This is a genomic window from Type-F symbiont of Plautia stali (assembly GCF_059731105.1).
Genome location: NZ_AP035909.1, coordinates 3,509,260 through 3,524,721, shown reverse-complemented (window position 1 = coordinate 3,524,721; position 15,462 = coordinate 3,509,260). Strand labels below are relative to the sequence as shown.

Here is a 15,462-nt window from a genome sequence, read left to right as displayed (position 1 = left end):
TTTTTCTTTTCGGGAGCAGAGGATGTACGCACGACAGAGCTCTAAGGCTTATGACCAGGTGTCGCTGGAAGCCAGACTGGCGGGTGCCACCCCGCATCAGCTTATCGCGATGCTGTTTGAGGCCGCGCACAGTGCGATGATGTGCGCGAAAATCTATTTTGACAAAGGCATGGTGGCCAGACGGTGCGAGATGATCAGTAAAGCGATCAACATTGTCGACAATGGCTTACGTGCCTCGCTGGATTTTGAAAAGGGTCAGGCGATCGCCGCCGATCTTGAGCGCCTTTATGACTATGTGTCACGGCTGCTGCTGGAAGCCAATACCGGCAGTGATGTGGAAAAGCTGCTGGAGGCGGACAGGCTGCTCATGGAGATGGCTACCGTCTGGGAGGAGATTTTACCCCTGATTCAGGAGCGCAGAGGATGACGGCGATTCCTGAGGAGGGTCAGGCACTGCCCGCGCTGCGCCAGCGCGTGCTGGAAGCCCTGAGCGAGGAGCAGTGGGACGCGGTCGCCGATCTTCTGCCGCGCTATCTCACGGCGACAGCGCAGCTGATGCAGGCCTGGCAGCAGGCGGCGATCCCGGACGAGAAGGCGGCGATCGCCGCGCTTCTGCAGGAGGCGCTGAAGGATCAGGCGGCGATCGCCGGACGGCTGCGCAGCCGGATGGCCTGGCTGGAAGAGAGGATGGTGAAGCTGCAGCAGGGCAAATCGGGCTGCCAGCTCTATGCGGCGCAGCTCCCTGGCAACCTGGCGTGATAAGCAGCCCTGTCTATTGATAATTAAGGGTCAGCTGGTTGCTGACCACCTGCAGGGCCGGGATCAGCGGCCCTGGGTGTGCGACCCGATAGTGAAAACAGAACGTCTGACTGGCCGACAGCGGGCTGCTGATCGGCCGCGTGCCCGACAGGCTTTGCAGCGGATAACAGACGGACGGCGTGCAGAGACGGATTTGCAGCTCTGGCGGCGGCGGACTCAGCAGCGCGATATGCCAGCTCAGACGCCGGACGCGGGTGCTGGCGGGTAATGGCCCCGGCGGGGAGAGCGGGCGGCCGATCAGCGTCTGCTCCCCCACGCTGACCCGCCCGCCCACGCTGGTGGCACTCCAGCTGCCGGCCGGGGCCGGACTGCCCAGGGCCGATAGCGCCACCAGCCCTGCAGTCAGCGCCAGCGCCTTCACGGCGCACCGCCGATGAGGCAGGTTAGGTGCACCGTCCGGTTGGGGCTGATTTCCGCATTCGACAGGACCACCAGCTGCGGATAGACCCGCCGCAGAAAGCGGGAGAGCATCAGCCGCAGCGACGGATTGACCAGCAGCACCGGCGTGGCACCCTGCGCCACCAGCTGAGCGATCGCCTGCCCGGTCTGCTCCATGATCCGTTCAGCAATGCCGGGCTCCAGCGCATTGCCATTCTGCCTGGCCTGAATCAGCACTCCCTCCAGTTGCGGGTCCAGCCCGGCCACATGAATATCGGGATCCTGACCAAAGCAGTGATGTGTGATGGCGCGGCCCAGCCGGATCCGCACCTGCGCAGTCAGCTCATCGGCGTCATACTGATTTCCGGCATGTTCAGCCAGCGTATCGATAATGGTGCGCATATCGCGGATCGAAATCTGCTCTGCCAGCAGGTTCTGCAACACTTTGTGGAACAGGGAGAGTGACAGCGTGCCCGGAATAAAGTCCTCCACCAGTTTGGGCATATCCCGTGAGAGGCGCTCCAGCAACTGCTGTGTCTCCTGACGGCTGAACAGCTCGTCGGTGTGCAGGCCGATCAGGTGGTTCAGATGCGTGGCGATGGCCGACGCCGGATCGACCACGGTGTACCCCATGATCTGCGCATGCTCGCGCAGCACCTCATCGATCCAGATCGCGGGCAGGTTAAAGGTGGGATCGCAGCCCGCGACGCCCTCCAGCTGCCCTTCGGCACAGCCGGGATCGATCGCCATCAGCCGTTCCGGCATCACTTCGCCGCGGCCGATCTCCACGCCCTTCAGCATGATCCGATAGCCCGCCGGTTTCAGATCGAGGTTGTCACAGATGTGGATCGGCGGCGGCAGAAAGCCCATCTTCTGAGCAAACTTCCTGCGGATGCCGCGGATCCGCATCAGCAGCTGGCCATCCTGGGCATCATCGACCATGGCGATGAGCCGGTAGCCCACCTCCAGCCCGAGCACATCCTCGATCTCCACATCGGACCAGGAGGCTTCCGGTGCCTGGGTGGCGTCACTCAGCGCCCCATGCGGTTTGCTGAGGTCGCCTCCCGCGCCTGCGGGTAGCTTCAGCTGCTGGCCGCGTAACCACCAGGCCATCCCCAGCAGCGACAGGGTAAACAGCAGGAAGATCATATTCGGCATACCGGGGATGATCCCCAGCAGCCCGATAACCCCGGCAGAGAGCATCATCACGCGCGGGCTGCGGAACAGCTGGCTGACCATCTGCTCGCCCACATCATCATCACTGGCGACGCGGGTGACAATCACGCCTGCGGCGGTTGAGATGATCAGCGCCGGGATCTGCGCCACCAGACCATCACCGATGGTCAGCAGGGTGTAGGTCTGCGCCGCGTCGCTGAAGGAGAGATCGTGCTGAGCGACACCGATGATCAGGCCGCCGATGATGTTGATCGCCATGATCAGCAGCCCGGCCATCGCATCGCCGCGCACAAATTTACTGGCACCATCCATCGAGCCGTAAAAATCGGACTCCTGCGTCACCTCACGCCGACGCGTTTTCGCCTCTTCTTCACCGATCAGACCGGCGTTCAGGTCGGCATCGATCGCCATCTGCTTTCCGGGCATCCCATCCAGCACAAAGCGCGCGCCCACCTCGGCGATGCGCCCGGCCCCTTTGGTGATCACCATAAAATTGATGATGATGAGAATAGCGAAAACCACAATGCCGATAGCAAAATTGCCGCCCACCAGAAAGTGACCAAAGGCTTCAATCACCCGACCGGCCGCGGCGGCCCCGGTGTGGCCCTCCATCAGAATAATGCGCGTGGAGGCGATATTCAGCGCCAGCCTCAGCAGGGTCGAGAAGAGCAGCACAATCGGGAAGGAGGAGAATTCCAGCGTCTTACGGGTAAACATGGCGACCAGCAATATCATCAGTGACAGCACGATATTGAAGGTGAACAGCGTATCCAGCACGATGGCGGGCAGTGGCAGCACCATCATCGCCAGGATCATCATGATCAATACCGGCCCGGCCAGGATCTGCCACTGCGTCTCTTTAAGCGGGGGCAGGCGGAGTTTAGTGGTTAAATTTGCCATCACTCTTGCGTCTCAGGGGCAAAATCGAGTGCCGCAGGCACGGCGAGATTGCCCGGTTTCTCAGGGGGAATGCCGCCGGTTTTCTGCCAGCGGCGCAGGTTGTACACCCAGGCAAGCACTTCCGCGACCACGCTATAGAGCGCCGCAGGGATCGGCTCGCCGATGTCACAGTGGCGGTAGAGCGCACGGGCCAGCGGTGCCGCTTCCAGCATCGGAACGGTGTGCTGCTGCGCTTTTTCGCGGATACGCAGGGCGATTTCGCCTGCGCCTTTTGCCAGCACCACCGGTGCCGCCATCTTTCCCTCTTGCCAGCGGATGGCGACAGCGTAGTGGGTCGGGTTATTCACAATCACATCGGCATCCGGCACATCGTTCATCATCCGGCTGCGTGCCATGGCGCGCCGCAGCTGGCGCAGCCGGCCTTTGATGTGCGGATCGCCCTCGTTCTCTTTAAACTCATCGCGGATCTCCTGACGTGACATCCGCAATTTTTTCAGGTGGCTCATCACCTGATAAAAGACGTCATAGCCCATCATCGGGATCAGGGCGGCAATCACGATAATCAGGCAGTGGGCGATCAGACGATGGGCCTCGCCGATGGCCGTGGCAGGCGATTCACTGGCGAGCTGGATAAAATGGCTCTTATTGCGGAGGAAACAGAACAGCGCGGCGCTGCCGACCAGCACCGCTTTCATCACGCTTTTTGCCAGCTCAGAAAGCACCTGAAACGAGAACAGCCGTTTAAAACCGGTTAACGGCGACAGGCGTTTCAGATCGACCTTCAGGGATTTGCTGCTGAAATGCAGGCCGCCAATCAGCAGTGACGAGGCGATGCCGACCAGAAAGAGTCCCAGCAGCAGCGGCAGCAGCGCGCTGAACATCAGGGAGAGCAATCCGCGGGTTTTATGCAGCATGGTGCCGGGATCGGAAAGCAGCAGACGATCAAACATCAGGCCGTTGTGCATCAGCTGCGCCAGCCGGTCAGCCATGCGCTCACCGCAGAGCACGATCAGCGCCCAGCCGGCCAGCAGCATCATCAGTGACGTCAGCTCTTTTGAACGGGGAACCTGTCCCTCTTCACGCGCCTTCTGGCGGCGCTGGGGAGTGGGTTCCTCCGTTTTTTCGGCATCATTCTCTTCAGACATAAACTCACCTGGCCTGACTACTGCGCCGCCGTCAGTCGCCGCGCGCCTTGGGGCGGCAATGCGCGTTCCTCAGCGGGGCGGCTGGCGGACACGGAACTCAGAACCCGAGATCCGCCAGCAGGTCGTCCACCTGATCCTGTGTGGCCACCACGCCGGTGCGGGTGTGATCGATCTGCGGGCCGTTTTTCAGGCTTTCCGGCTCCTGAGAGACCGGCAGCGTGATGACCGACATGTTTTCGACCAGCACCTGAATCAGCTCTTTCTCGATGTTCTCAATCAGCTGCATCATGCGCTGGATCACCTGACCGGTCAGATCCTGAAAATCCTGCGCCATCATGATCTCCATCAGCTGCCCGTTGGTCTGATCGGTCAGGGCAGGGACGTCGCGCAGAAAATCGCGGGTGTCGTTCACTAACTCACGGGCAATCGGCAGTTCAATCGGCTCCTTGAACCAGTCGTTCCAGCGTTCGCTCAGCGCGCTGGCCTGCGTGTTCATCCTGTCCTGCAGCGGGCGCGCCTCTTCGACGCAGGTCAGTACCCGATCGGCGGCGGCAGAGGTTTTGCTGACGATATAGCTCAGCCGTTCGCGGGTATCCGGGATCACCTCCGCCGCATCCATAATGGCGCGGTCCAGACCCAGGCTCGACATGCTGGTGCGCAGCTGACGGGTTAAATGGCCGATACGCGAGAAAATGCTTTTAAAATTGTCTGTTTCTGAGGGAGTTATCTGCGTTTCCACGGGCTTACCATCCAATCTTTTCGAAAATCTTATTTAATTTTTCTTCAAGAGTTGCGGCGGTGAAGGGCTTAACCACGTAACCACTGGCCCCGGCCTGCGCTGCCGCAATGATGTTCTCTTTGCGGGCTTCCGCCGTCACCATCAGGACCGGCATCGTGCTGGTTTCGGGCGTGCTGCGGATGGCCGACAGCAGCTCCAGACCATCCATATTCGGCATGTTCCAGTCGCTGATCACAAAGTCGAACGGCATCTGCCGCAGCTTATTCAGCGCATCCTGACCATCTTCGGCCTCTTCCGCGTTATGGAAGCCCAGATCTTTAAGCAAGTTGCGCACGATACGGCGCATGGTGGCAAAATCATCAACGATGAGAAAACGTATATTTTTATCAGCCATAAGAGAGAGATCCTGTTAAAAGGGGTTTTCGCCCGGCCAGGGGGTGAAGCCTGTGCCGTCTGGCGGATCAGCAGAGGACGCGCATTAAATCCGGCGAGCCTGTCCGATAATATTTTTCAGAATGACCTGCGCCATATCCTGCAGATCGACGATTTCGCTGACGGCATTCAGGGCCACGGCCTCACGCGGCATCCCGTAAATCACACAGGTCTGTTCGCTTTGCGCCAGGGTCTTTGCGCCCGTCTGATGGAGTTCCAGCAATCCCTTCGCCCCGTCATGGCCCATTCCGGTGAGGATCGCCCCGACCGCATTTTTGCCCGCCGCTTTCGCCACCGACTGCATCAGGAGATCGACAGAGGGACGGTGACGGTTGATCGGGGGATCGTCGTTCAGTCTGAGGTGATAATTGGCGCCGCTGCGATAGAGCGCCATGTGCCGTCCGCCCGGCGCAATATAGGCGTGGCCTGGCAGTACCCGCTCGCCATCCTCTCCCTCCTTCACCACGATCTGGCACAGCTTGTTCAGCCGCTCTGCAAAGGAGCGGGTGATACCTGGCGGCATGTGCTGCGCAATGACGATGCCCGGACAGGAAGGGGACATCGCCATCAGGATGTGGCGGATCGCTTCCGTTCCACCGGTGGAGGCACCGATGGCGATAATCTTTTCGCTGCCGACCAGCGGCGCTGAAATCATGCGCGGGCGTTCTGCCTGGGGCAGAGCGCGCCGGATCCGCGCTCTCGCGGCGGCGCGGATCTTCTCGGTGATGAGTTCCGCATAGTGCATCATGCCCTCATGCAGACCCATCTGCGGCTTGGCGACAAAGTCGACGGCCCCCAGCTCCAGGGCGCTCAGGGTGATATCGGCGCCTTTAACGGTCAGGGAGGAGATCATCACTACCGGCATCGGGCGCAGGCGCATCAGACGTTCCAGGAAGTCGAGCCCGTCCATTCGGGGCATCTCAACATCCAGCGTCAGGACATCCGGATTGTGCTGCCTGATTAAATCGCGGGCGATAATCGGGTCGACGGCGGTCGCCACCATCTCCATGTCGGGCTGGCTGTTGACGATCTGGGTCAGGATGGAGCGGATCAGGGCGGAATCATCAACGCAGAGAACCTTAATTTTGCTCATACCTTCTCCCTGTCGAGGTAATAGACCGACTGCCCCTGCAGGCGGAACGGGCTATCCGTGTGAGTGAAGTGTTCGGAATGGCCGACAAACAGCAGGCCATCCGGCTTTAATAATTTTGCAAAGCGGTTGAGTAACCGGTTCTGAGTCGGTTTATCGAAGTAGATCATCACGTTGCGGCAGAAAATGGCATCAAAAGGCCCGGTGATCTGCCACTGTGCAGCGATCAGATTCAGCGGCTGGAAGCGGATATCTTTTTGCAGCAAGGTGCGGACTTTAACCTGCTGCTGCTCTTCTGCCGCCACACTGCGCAGGAGATACTTTTTCTTCTGCTCCTGCGTCAGGTTTTCCACATCGGCCAGGCGATAGGTGCCTGCTCTGGCTTTCTCCAGCACGCTGGTATCAATGTCGGTCGCCAGGATACGCGGTCCGGTCAGACTGTTACCCAGCACCTCATCCAGCGTCATGGCGATGGAGTAAGGCTCTTCGCCCGTTGAGGCGGCGGTACACCAGACGCTGTAGTGGCCCGTTTTTCCGCGCGCATGGTCGGCCAGAATCGGGAAGTGGTACGCTTCCCGAAAGAAAGAGGTGAGATTGGTGGTCAGCGCATTCACGAAGTGCTGCCATTCCGCATGGTCCGGCGAACTCTCCAGAGCGCGCAGGTAGTGCCCGAACTGCGTCAGACCCCGTGCGCGTAAGCGCGGCATCAGCCGGTTACAGACCATATCCCGACGCTGCGGCGTAATGACAATGCCCGCACGCTGATAAATCAGCCTGATAATCTTATTTAATTCAGCATCGCTCAGATGGCACGGTGAATATCTGTCAGCGGGAGACGTTTTACTGTTATTTATTATGTCAGACATACGCGATAGCCTTTATTACGGTGTCAGGTAACCCTTAATCGGCCATTCACCATGAAACAGAATTCCGCCCGGCACGATGCTGTCAGGGGAAAAAAGAGATTAGCGCTGGCCGGCACCCTGCGGATAAAATAGCAGCCTGACGGATAATGGTGTGACGCCGCCTGTTTCCGCAGAGCATCATTTTTATCCGGCTGTGGTTATAACGACATGCTCATAATTTCCTGGTAGGCGCTGACCATTTTATTTCTGACCTGAATACCCATGTTCAGCATCAGCGATGACTTTTGCAGCGAAACCATCACATCATTTAACCCGATGTCGGCGGCGCCGCTCATAAAGGCCTGTGAGAGGTTTTTTGCACTATTCTGCGCCTGATTGATATCACGAAGCGTGTCCGCCAGCAGCGCTGAAAAGGGCGTGCCGCCTGCGTTCGCCTCATCTGCGTGATCGGACCCCTTCAGGCCCGACGCCTGGCGGGCCTGAAAATGAATCTGATCGAGAATGGCCGCCATTGAGTGAATCGCCATCGCTTTTTTCCTTCGCTTACGGATTACGTTACCGGGCAGACTTTTCTGCCATTTCACGATCGCTATGATAGCGAGGAAGCGAAAATAAATATAACAGGAATAGCTGACAGAAATTTTCGCTTATTACTGATTAAGGTTTTCATGAGTTTGTACATAATAGCGGGCCAGAATTTTCTTTTTCAGCTGCTATAACGGCACCCGTGCGTTATGAATGCGTAATACATTATTGCGTTATGTCGCGCTGACAGTGTGTCATTATTTTTTACAGGGAAATGGCATGAATGCCACCACGAAAAGCAACAGCATAAAGGATATTTCCGGCCTGCTGGCCGCGTTTGAGCGATTCCGCTCGAATCCGCAAATCATTTTTGTTGTTATTGCCGCTGCCGCGATCTCAGTCGTTATTATCCTCTTTTTCTGGGCGAAAACGCCGGACTATCGCGCCCTGTATAGCAATCTGAGCGATCAGGATGGCGGCGCGGTGGTGGCTCAACTCGCCCAGATGAATGTGCCCTACCGTTTTGATGAACGGCGCGGGGCCATTATGGTGCCGGACGATCAGGTTTATGGGTTGCGCCTGAAGCTGGCGCAGCAGGGGTTACCCCGGGGCGGCACGACAGGATTTGAATTACTGGATCAGGAAAAGTTCGGTATCAGCCAGTTCAGCGAACAGCTCAACTTTCAGCGGGCGCTGGAGGGGGAGCTTTCCCGCACCATCGATACGCTGGGGCCGGTCAGAAGTTCGCGGGTGCATCTGGCGCTGCCGAAAGCGTCCCTGTTTGTCGAGGAGCAGAAACCCCCTTCCGCCGCGGTCACGCTTAACCTGCAGGGAGGACGGTCGCTGGACGCCGGTCAGATCAGCGCCATCAGCCATCTGGTTTCCAGCGCGGTCTCCGGTCTGTCGGCCGATAACGTGACGATTGTCGATCAGAACGGGCAGCTGCTGACCCAGAGTGGGGCGCAGGCCACTCAGACCTCGCAGCTTGGCTATACCAGCAAAGTTGAAAACGACTACCAGCACCGTATTCAGGCCATTCTGGCGCCTGTCGTCGGCAGCAGCAACGTGCGGGCTCAGGTCACGGCCAGAATCGATTTCTCAACCCATGAGCAGACGGCCGAACGCTACCAGCCTAACAATGCCGATGACAAAAAGGCGATCCGCAGCCGGCAGAGCAGCGGCAGCGAGCAGGGCGGCAAAGCGGCGGTGGGCGGTGTGCCCGGCGCGCTGAGTAATCAGCCACCGGTGCCTGCGACCGCGCCTATTGAGACACCTGCCGCGGGTAACAACGGCGCGGCGACGGTCAGCCGCGAGCCCTACAACACCCGCAACGATGAAACCGTTAACTATGAGCTGGACCGCACGCTGACCCATACCCGCCGTAATCCCGGTGAGATCGCACGGCTTACCGCCGCGGTAGTGGTCAACTATCTGCCCGATAAAGAGGGACATCCGGCGGCACTCAGCCAGGCGCAGATGGATCAAATCAACCAGCTGGTGAAAGAGGCGATGGGGTTCTCGGCGCAGCGGGGCGACAGCCTGAGCGTCGTGAATTCACCCTTTACCCATCTGGATGATGAGGTGGCGGTGCCCCTCTGGAAACAGCCGCAGATGTTCGATCTCGCCCTGCAGGGCGGACGCTGGCTGATCCTGATTCTGGTCGCCTGGTTGCTGTGGCACAAAGCGGTGCAGCCATTCTGGATGAAGCATCAGCAGCTGGCGCTGCAGCGACTCGAACTGGAAAAGCAGGCGCGTCAGGCTGAGCTGGATGCAGAAGCGAGCCGAAAAGAGGCGATTGAGAAAAACAAGGTTAAACAACGCGTGGACACGGAGATTACCACCCAGCATTTGCGCAGCATCGCTGAGCAGGAGCCGCACGTGCTGGCGGCCGTGATCCGTAAATGGATGATCAGGGAGCTGAAGCCACAATGAATGCCGCTGAAAAGTGCGCCATGGTCATGCTGACGCTGGGTGATGAGTGCGCAGCCGAAGTCTTTAAACATCTCAACCCGCAGGAGGTGACGCTGCTCAGCAGCGCCATGTTTAACCTCCAGGGCGTCACCCACGACAACCTGGCGGGGGTCATGAAGGAGTTTGAGCGGGACGTCTCGGGCATGGCGGCGCTGAACGTGAATACCAATGAGTATCTGCGGAGTGTGCTGGTCAAGGCACTGGGCGAGGAGCAGGCCTCCAGCCTGCTGGAGGATCTGCTCGACAGCAGTTCCCAGGTCAACGGACTGGAAACGCTCAACTTTATGGAGCCGCAGGCCGTGTTTGATGTGATCCGCGAAGAGCACCCGCAGATCATCGCCACCATTCTGGTGCATTTAAAACGGGGGCAGGCGGCCGACGTGCTGGCCAGATTCGACGATCGGGCACGTAACGACATCATGCTGCGTATCGCCACCTTTGGCGGCGTGCAGCCCGCCGCGCTGCAGGAGCTGACCGAAGTGCTGAATAACCTGCTCACCGGTCAGAATATGAAGCGCAGCAAAATGGGCGGCGTGCGCCCGGCGGCTGAAATTCTGAACCTGATGAAATCCAATCAGGAAGAGGCGGCGATGGAGGCGGTGCGCGAGTTTGACCACGAGCTGGCGCAGAAAATCGTTGATGAGATGTTCCTGTTCGAAAACCTCATCGACCTGGACGATCGCAGCATCCAGCGCCTGCTGCAGGATATCGAAAACGAAACCCTGCTGATCGCCCTGAAAGGGGCGGAGCAGCCGCTGCGCGATGCCTTCTTCCGCAATATGTCGAAACGCCTTGCCGCGATCATGATGGACGACCTCAACTCCCGCGGGCCGGTCAGGATGTCGCAGGTCGAAGCCGAGCAGAAAACCATTCTACTGATTGCGCGCCGGTTAGCGGAAAGCGGCGAGATCGTGCTGGGGGGCGGAGACGATGTCTATGTCTGATCACGAACCGGAAGCGCGCTGGCAGCGCTGGCAGCCGAAAAGCCTGCTGGAGAGCAGTGAGACGGAGACGGCACCTGTGCTGCCTCCGCTCCCCGCCGCTCAGCCAGATAACGATGCGCAGTTTCAGGCGGAGCTTAACCGGCTGCGTCAGCAGGCTGAGCAGCAGGGCTTTGCCGCGGGCGAAGCGCGTGGCCTGGAGCAGGGTTACAGCAGCGGCTATCAGCAGGGATTCAGTGAGGGGGAAAAAGCGGGGTTAGCGCAGGCGGCGACGGAGACGGCTGCCCGGCAGCAGGCGCAGGTCAGCCAGTTTACCCAGCTGCTTCATGACTTTCAGGCGGCCCTCGACAGCCTCGATACGATTATTCCGGCCCGGCTGGTGCAGCTCTCCCTGAACGCGGTGCGCGCCCTGCTCGGTAAGCAGATCGTCATTGATACCGCGGTCGTGTTGCAGAAAATTGAGCAGCTGCTGCAGGAGAATCTCCACTTCACTCCCCCCATTACGCTGTGGGTCAGCGACGCCGATTTTCCGCAGGTGCAGCAGCAGCTGGGCACGGTTCTGGAGGAACATCGCTGGACGTTACGCGCCGATGAAAACATCCTGCCGGGCGGATGCCGTGTCACCGCCGATGAGGGAGAGCTGGACGCCATGCTGTCGACCCAGTGGCAGATGCTGTGCACGCTGAGTAAAGAGTGTTTCGGCGCATGAGTACGCGGCTGAAAACCTGGCTCGAAAGCCTGGTGCAGTGTGAGCAGCGGATCATGGCGCTGCCCCCTTATCAGCAGTATGGCAAGCTGGTGCGTGCCACCGGGCTGGTCATGGAAGTGGTGGGCCTGAAATTGTCGATCGGCACCCTCTGCCTGATAGAGCGAAAACGTCAGAGCGGCAGCGATTTTGTCGAAGCTGAGGTGGTGGGGTTCAATGCCCATCTGCTCTACATCATGCCACTGGAAAACGTCGAGGGGGTCCTGCCCGATGCGCGGGTGTTTGCCCAGCCGGAAACGGGGGGCGGTGGCAAACAGCTGCCGCTGGGCCCGGAACTGCTGGGGCGGGTACTGGATGCCAGTGCACGTCCGCTCGACGGGCTTGCCGCGCCGGGCCGCCATCATGCCGGTTCCCTGTTTACCGCGCCCTTCAATCCCCTGCTGCGGGATCCGATTAAACAGGTGCTGGATGTCGGTGTCCGGGCGATCAACGGTCTGCTGACCGTCGGACGCGGTCAGCGCATGGGACTGTTCGCCGGTTCCGGGGTGGGAAAAAGTGTCCTGCTGGGCATGATGGCGCGTTACACCAAAGCGGATGTGATCGTGGTCGGGCTGATTGGCGAGCGCGGACGTGAGGTGAAAGATTTCATTGAAAACATTCTCGGTGAGGAGGGGCGACGCCGCGCCGTGGTCATTGCCGCGCCCGCCGATGTCTCGCCGCTGTTGCGTATGCAGGGAGCCGTCTATGCGACCCGCATCGCTGAGGATTTCCGCGATCGCGGCAAGGATGTTCTGCTGATCATGGACTCACTGACCCGCTACGCCATGGCACAGCGGGAAATCGCGCTGGCGATCGGCGAGCCGCCCGCCACCAAAGGCTATCCACCGTCGGTGTTCGCGAAGTTACCGGCGCTGGTGGAGCGTGCCGGAAACGGCATCAAAAACGGGGGTTCTATCACCGCTTTCTATACCGTCCTGACCGAGGGCGACGATCAGCAGGACCCCGTGGCGGACTCGGCGCGCGCCATTCTCGACGGGCACATTGTCCTGTCGCGTCAGCTGGCCGAGTCGGGGCACTATCCGGCGATTGATATCGAAGCCTCGATCAGCCGGGCAATGACCGAGCTGATCTCGCCTGCGCACTACCGCAACACCCAGCGTTTCAAACAGCTCCTTTCGGCTTATCAGCACAATCGTGACCTGATCAGCGTGGGGGCCTACGCGGCGGGCAGCGATCCCCGGCTCGATAAGGCGATTGCGCTCTATCCGCAGATGGAAGGGTATACGCAGCAGGGGATTTATGAATGCAGTGACTATGACAGCGCGCTCGGACAACTGAACGCCCTGTTTCCTTCTGACGAATCAATAAGCGAGTAATCGAATGGCATCCCGTGCGCCAATGGAAATGCTGCGTGAAAAAGCCCAGGAGAAGCTGGATGACACGACCCGGCAACTGGGGGAGACGCGACAGATTTATGAGCAAGCCCATGCCCGGCTGCGCGAGCTGGAGCGCTATCAGCAGGAGTATCAGCATCAGCTCACCACCCGGGCTCAGGAGAGCGGTCTGCAGGTGTCCCATCTGCAGAGCTACCAGACATTTATTGAGGCGTTAGACCGCGTAGTGACGCAGTACAGCAGCCACGTCACCGCCTGTGAACACGCGGTTGAGCGGGCGGTGGGTGACTGGAAGCATGACCACCTGCGGCTGAACGCCTTCACCACCCTGATCAGCCGGGCAGAGGATATCGCCAGAGTGAAAGAGAACCGCCACGAGCAGAAACGCATGGATGAGTTCGCCAGCCAGATGTTAGTGAGGAAACGATCCGTATGAAGGTTATGGCCCTGCAGCGTCAGACCACGATGGCTGACACACAAACCGCTAACGGCCAGGTGGCAGATGAGACGCTGCACTTTGCCCGGCTGCTGGATGAGAAAAAAGAGGCCGTGGCTTCCGCCTCTCCCTCCGCAGCGGGGGGACTGCCACAGGTGCAGGTCAGGCCTGTGATTCAGCGGGCGAAATCACCCGACGGCGACCCGGCAGAGGAGAGCGCCGCGCCCCCGGCTGAGGGCACGGATGTTTCACTGCTGGCGTGGCTGAACCCGTGTCCGGTCAGCCGCTCGCCGGAGGCGGAGGCGGGGGAGAAACAAGGCGATCTGACACCGGCGGAGGCGCGTGATGCGTTGCCCGCACCGCTGCCGGTGGAGCGCGCGGTGACTCCGGCTCTGCTGCCGACGTCCGATAGCCGCCCGCAGCCGACCGGGTTATTGCCCTCAGCGCCCCTGACGCCTGTAATGCCGGACAGACCACTGGCCGCGGACGCCGGAACAGAGGAGGGTGAACCGCCTGTGAACGCGCTATTCAGCCTGCCATCTTCATCTACATCCGCATCCGCCCCCGCCGCTGCGGTCAGACCGGGTGCGCGGCAGCCTGCTCAGCCGACAGGGAACTCGTCAGCGGACCCCTCTGTGGCACCCGTGCCGTTATCCTCCTCGCCGGACGTCGCGGCCCTGAAGGCGGAGACATTGCCTGCCATCAACACCCTGACGCCGGTCAGACCGGCCCTGTCGTTCAGGGGGAAAGGGGAGGGCACGCCGCAGCCCGACATGCTGCTCACGTCCTTCAGGGGAGCACCGTCCGCCAGCGAATCGCCAGCCGATCCCTCACCCGCCACCGGTCAGCTGACTCAGGAGATGGGCACCCCTGCCTGGCAGCAGGCTCTGGGGCAACAGGTCGCCTGCTTTACCCGTAACGGCATTCAGCATGCGGAACTCCGGCTGCATCCGAAAGAGCTGGGGTCACTGCAGATCAGCCTGCAGCTGAAAAATGAACAGGCAGAGCTGCATTTTGTCTCGCCCAGTCATCAGGTGCGTGCCGCGATAGAGGCCGCCGTGCCCCATCTGCGCACTTCCCTGGCCGAATCGGGCATTGCGCTGGGACAGAGCAGTGTCGGTGCCGGCTCGTCACAGGATGGAAACCCTTCCGGCTCTGCCGGGCAGTCGTTCCGGCCGCAGGGTATCCCTTCACAGCCCGGCGATCACCCCGCGTCTGCGGAAGAGCCAGCCGACGCAGTGATTCCCGCCGTCAGCTATCGCAACGGAATTAATACCTTTGCTTAGGGAATGACGTTATTCCGGGAAGTGCCGACAGTTGTTTCCGCTTTTAAAACATTAATCCGGGCGGTGAATAGAATAAAATGCCTCGCGCATCCCGGCGGCTAATTACATTTAAACCTGATAGCGTCACACACAGGATAAATTAACAATAATGTCAGAACAAAAAGAGAAGCGATCCGGTAACGGAAAGAAACGCAGTTTCATTATTTTTATTTTGCTGCTCATTATTCTGGGGCTGGGTGGCGCATCCGGCTACCTCTATTTTCAGCTGTCCGGCCTGAAAGCGGCGCCGCAGGAAAAAGCCGCTGAGGTCGCCGCACAGCCAGAGGCGCAGCCCGCCCGGCCGCCAATTTATTACCCGCTGGATACGTTTACGGTCAGCCTGAAACCCGGCACGGATAATGTCGACCGCGTATTATATATCGGATTGACCCTGCGGCTAAAAGATGAGGCGTCAAAAGCGCTGATTGAACAGTTTCTGCCGGAAATTCGCAGCCGGTTATTATTACTTTTCTCCCAGCAGACCGGTGAGGATATGGCGACGGAAGCGGGGAAGCGCGAATTAATTAATCAGATAAAGAAAGTGACGGGTCTGCCGCTGAATAATCACCACACCATTGCGGTGGATGATGTCCTGTTTCATGCCTTTATTTTACGGTGA

17 protein-coding genes are annotated in these 15,462 nt (G+C 59.6%); 9 read left to right on the top strand and 8 right to left on the bottom strand.

Going from position 1 to position 15,462, the window contains the following annotated elements:
- Window positions 1–22: 22 nt before the first annotated feature.
- Window positions 23–427: a flagellar export chaperone FliS gene (gene fliS / locus AC6I7A_RS16710; RefSeq protein ID WP_058956473.1), complete on the top strand. Its 405-nt coding sequence runs from the start codon at window positions 23–25 to the stop codon at window positions 425–427.
- Window positions 424–759: a flagellar protein FliT gene (locus AC6I7A_RS16705; RefSeq protein WP_058956472.1), complete on the top strand. Its 336-nt coding sequence runs from the start codon at window positions 424–426 to the stop codon at window positions 757–759. The genes fliS and AC6I7A_RS16705 overlap by 4 nt, the downstream gene beginning before the upstream one ends.
- Window positions 760–772: 13 nt before the next feature.
- On the opposite strand, the gene AC6I7A_RS16700 is transcribed toward AC6I7A_RS16705, so the two are convergent.
- The 8 genes from AC6I7A_RS16700 to fliE form a co-directional block, all read right to left on the bottom strand.
- Window positions 773–1,180, bottom strand: a complete 408-nt coding sequence (locus AC6I7A_RS16700; RefSeq protein ID WP_064484491.1) for a flagellar protein FlhE — start codon at window positions 1,178–1,180, stop codon at window positions 773–775.
- Window positions 1,177–3,273 carry a flagellar biosynthesis protein FlhA gene (flhA, locus tag AC6I7A_RS16695; protein ID WP_058956471.1) on the bottom strand — a complete coding sequence of 699 codons (2,097 nt, stop codon included), beginning with the start codon at window positions 3,271–3,273 and terminating at the stop codon, window positions 1,177–1,179. Before flhA ends, AC6I7A_RS16700 begins: the two co-directional genes overlap by 4 nt.
- Entirely contained in the window at window positions 3,273–4,418 is a 1,146-nt protein-coding gene (gene flhB, locus AC6I7A_RS16690) for a flagellar biosynthesis protein FlhB (protein WP_058956470.1), read from the bottom strand. Before flhB ends, flhA begins: the two co-directional genes overlap by 1 nt.
- Before the next feature lie 97 nt (window positions 4,419–4,515).
- Window positions 4,516–5,157, bottom strand: coding sequence for a protein phosphatase CheZ (gene cheZ, locus AC6I7A_RS16685; protein ID WP_058956533.1), 642 nt, complete (start codon window positions 5,155–5,157; stop codon window positions 4,516–4,518).
- A gap of 4 nt (window positions 5,158–5,161) precedes the next feature.
- Window positions 5,162–5,551 (bottom strand): chemotaxis response regulator CheY, encoded by a 390-nt coding sequence (gene cheY, locus AC6I7A_RS16680; RefSeq protein WP_058956469.1) that lies wholly within the window; start codon window positions 5,549–5,551, stop codon window positions 5,162–5,164.
- A gap of 84 nt (window positions 5,552–5,635) precedes the next feature.
- Window positions 5,636–6,682: a protein-glutamate methylesterase/protein-glutamine glutaminase gene (locus AC6I7A_RS16675; RefSeq protein ID WP_058956468.1), complete on the bottom strand. Its 1,047-nt coding sequence runs from the start codon at window positions 6,680–6,682 to the stop codon at window positions 5,636–5,638.
- Window positions 6,679–7,545, bottom strand: coding sequence for a CheR family methyltransferase (locus tag AC6I7A_RS16670; RefSeq protein WP_058956467.1), 867 nt, complete (start codon window positions 7,543–7,545; stop codon window positions 6,679–6,681). The genes AC6I7A_RS16675 and AC6I7A_RS16670 overlap by 4 nt, the downstream gene beginning before the upstream one ends.
- Window positions 7,546–7,742: 197 nt before the next feature.
- On the bottom strand, window positions 7,743–8,072 hold the full coding sequence (gene fliE, locus AC6I7A_RS16665; RefSeq protein WP_058956466.1) for a flagellar hook-basal body complex protein FliE: 330 nt from the start codon (window positions 8,070–8,072) through the stop codon (window positions 7,743–7,745).
- Window positions 8,073–8,349: 277 nt separating this feature from the next.
- Here fliE and fliF point away from each other — a divergent pair, with 277 nt between their 5' ends.
- The 7 genes from fliF to fliL all read left to right on the top strand — a co-directional run bounded on the left by fliF (window position 8,350) and on the right by fliL (window position 15,462).
- A complete protein-coding gene (gene fliF / locus AC6I7A_RS16660) occupies window positions 8,350–10,002 on the top strand; it encodes a flagellar basal-body MS-ring/collar protein FliF (RefSeq protein WP_058956465.1) in 1,653 nt (550 codons plus the stop codon).
- Window positions 9,999–10,985 carry a flagellar motor switch protein FliG gene (gene fliG, locus AC6I7A_RS16655; RefSeq protein WP_058956532.1) on the top strand — a complete coding sequence of 329 codons (987 nt, stop codon included), beginning with the start codon at window positions 9,999–10,001 and terminating at the stop codon, window positions 10,983–10,985. The genes fliF and fliG overlap by 4 nt, the downstream gene beginning before the upstream one ends.
- A complete protein-coding gene (locus tag AC6I7A_RS16650) occupies window positions 10,978–11,691 on the top strand; it encodes a flagellar assembly protein FliH (RefSeq protein WP_058956464.1) in 714 nt (237 codons plus the stop codon). The genes fliG and AC6I7A_RS16650 overlap by 8 nt, the downstream gene beginning before the upstream one ends.
- A complete protein-coding gene (gene fliI, locus AC6I7A_RS16645) occupies window positions 11,688–13,064 on the top strand; it encodes a flagellar protein export ATPase FliI (protein WP_058956463.1) in 1,377 nt (458 codons plus the stop codon). Before AC6I7A_RS16650 ends, fliI begins: the two co-directional genes overlap by 4 nt.
- A 4-nt stretch (window positions 13,065–13,068) precedes the next feature.
- On the top strand, window positions 13,069–13,518 hold the full coding sequence (gene fliJ, locus AC6I7A_RS16640) for a flagellar export protein FliJ (RefSeq protein WP_064484490.1): 450 nt from the start codon (window positions 13,069–13,071) through the stop codon (window positions 13,516–13,518).
- On the top strand, window positions 13,515–14,804 hold the full coding sequence (locus tag AC6I7A_RS16635; RefSeq protein WP_058956461.1) for a flagellar hook-length control protein FliK: 1,290 nt from the start codon (window positions 13,515–13,517) through the stop codon (window positions 14,802–14,804). The genes fliJ and AC6I7A_RS16635 overlap by 4 nt, the downstream gene beginning before the upstream one ends.
- A 148-nt stretch (window positions 14,805–14,952) precedes the next feature.
- Window positions 14,953–15,462, top strand: coding sequence for a flagellar basal body-associated protein FliL (gene fliL / locus AC6I7A_RS16630; protein WP_058956460.1), 510 nt, complete (start codon window positions 14,953–14,955; stop codon window positions 15,460–15,462).

What these genes read in the sequence shown, in the direction of transcription:
- AC6I7A_RS16705 (WP_058956472.1), top strand. Translation starts at nt 424, where the DNA reads ATGACGGCGATTCCTGAGGAGGGTCAGGCACTGCCCGCGCTGCGCCAG.
- fliL (WP_058956460.1), top strand. Translation starts at nt 14,953, where the DNA reads ATGTCAGAACAAAAAGAGAAGCGATCCGGTAACGGAAAGAAACGCAGT.
- fliI (WP_058956463.1), top strand. Translation starts at nt 11,688, where the DNA reads ATGAGTACGCGGCTGAAAACCTGGCTCGAAAGCCTGGTGCAGTGTGAG.
- flhA (WP_058956471.1), bottom strand. Translation starts at nt 3,273, where the DNA reads ATGGCAAATTTAACCACTAAACTCCGCCTGCCCCCGCTTAAAGAGACG.
- fliS (WP_058956473.1), top strand. Translation starts at nt 23, where the DNA reads ATGTACGCACGACAGAGCTCTAAGGCTTATGACCAGGTGTCGCTGGAA.
- fliE (WP_058956466.1), bottom strand. Translation starts at nt 8,072, where the DNA reads ATGGCGATTCACTCAATGGCGGCCATTCTCGATCAGATTCATTTTCAG.
- flhB (WP_058956470.1), bottom strand. Translation starts at nt 4,418, where the DNA reads ATGTCTGAAGAGAATGATGCCGAAAAAACGGAGGAACCCACTCCCCAG.
- AC6I7A_RS16675 (WP_058956468.1), bottom strand. Translation starts at nt 6,682, where the DNA reads ATGAGCAAAATTAAGGTTCTCTGCGTTGATGATTCCGCCCTGATCCGC.
- fliF (WP_058956465.1), top strand. Translation starts at nt 8,350, where the DNA reads ATGAATGCCACCACGAAAAGCAACAGCATAAAGGATATTTCCGGCCTG.
- fliG (WP_058956532.1), top strand. Translation starts at nt 9,999, where the DNA reads ATGAATGCCGCTGAAAAGTGCGCCATGGTCATGCTGACGCTGGGTGAT.
- cheY (WP_058956469.1), bottom strand. Translation starts at nt 5,551, where the DNA reads ATGGCTGATAAAAATATACGTTTTCTCATCGTTGATGATTTTGCCACC.
- AC6I7A_RS16670 (WP_058956467.1), bottom strand. Translation starts at nt 7,545, where the DNA reads ATGTCTGACATAATAAATAACAGTAAAACGTCTCCCGCTGACAGATAT.
- AC6I7A_RS16650 (WP_058956464.1), top strand. Translation starts at nt 10,978, where the DNA reads ATGTCTGATCACGAACCGGAAGCGCGCTGGCAGCGCTGGCAGCCGAAA.
- AC6I7A_RS16635 (WP_058956461.1), top strand. Translation starts at nt 13,515, where the DNA reads ATGAAGGTTATGGCCCTGCAGCGTCAGACCACGATGGCTGACACACAA.
- fliJ (WP_064484490.1), top strand. Translation starts at nt 13,069, where the DNA reads ATGGCATCCCGTGCGCCAATGGAAATGCTGCGTGAAAAAGCCCAGGAG.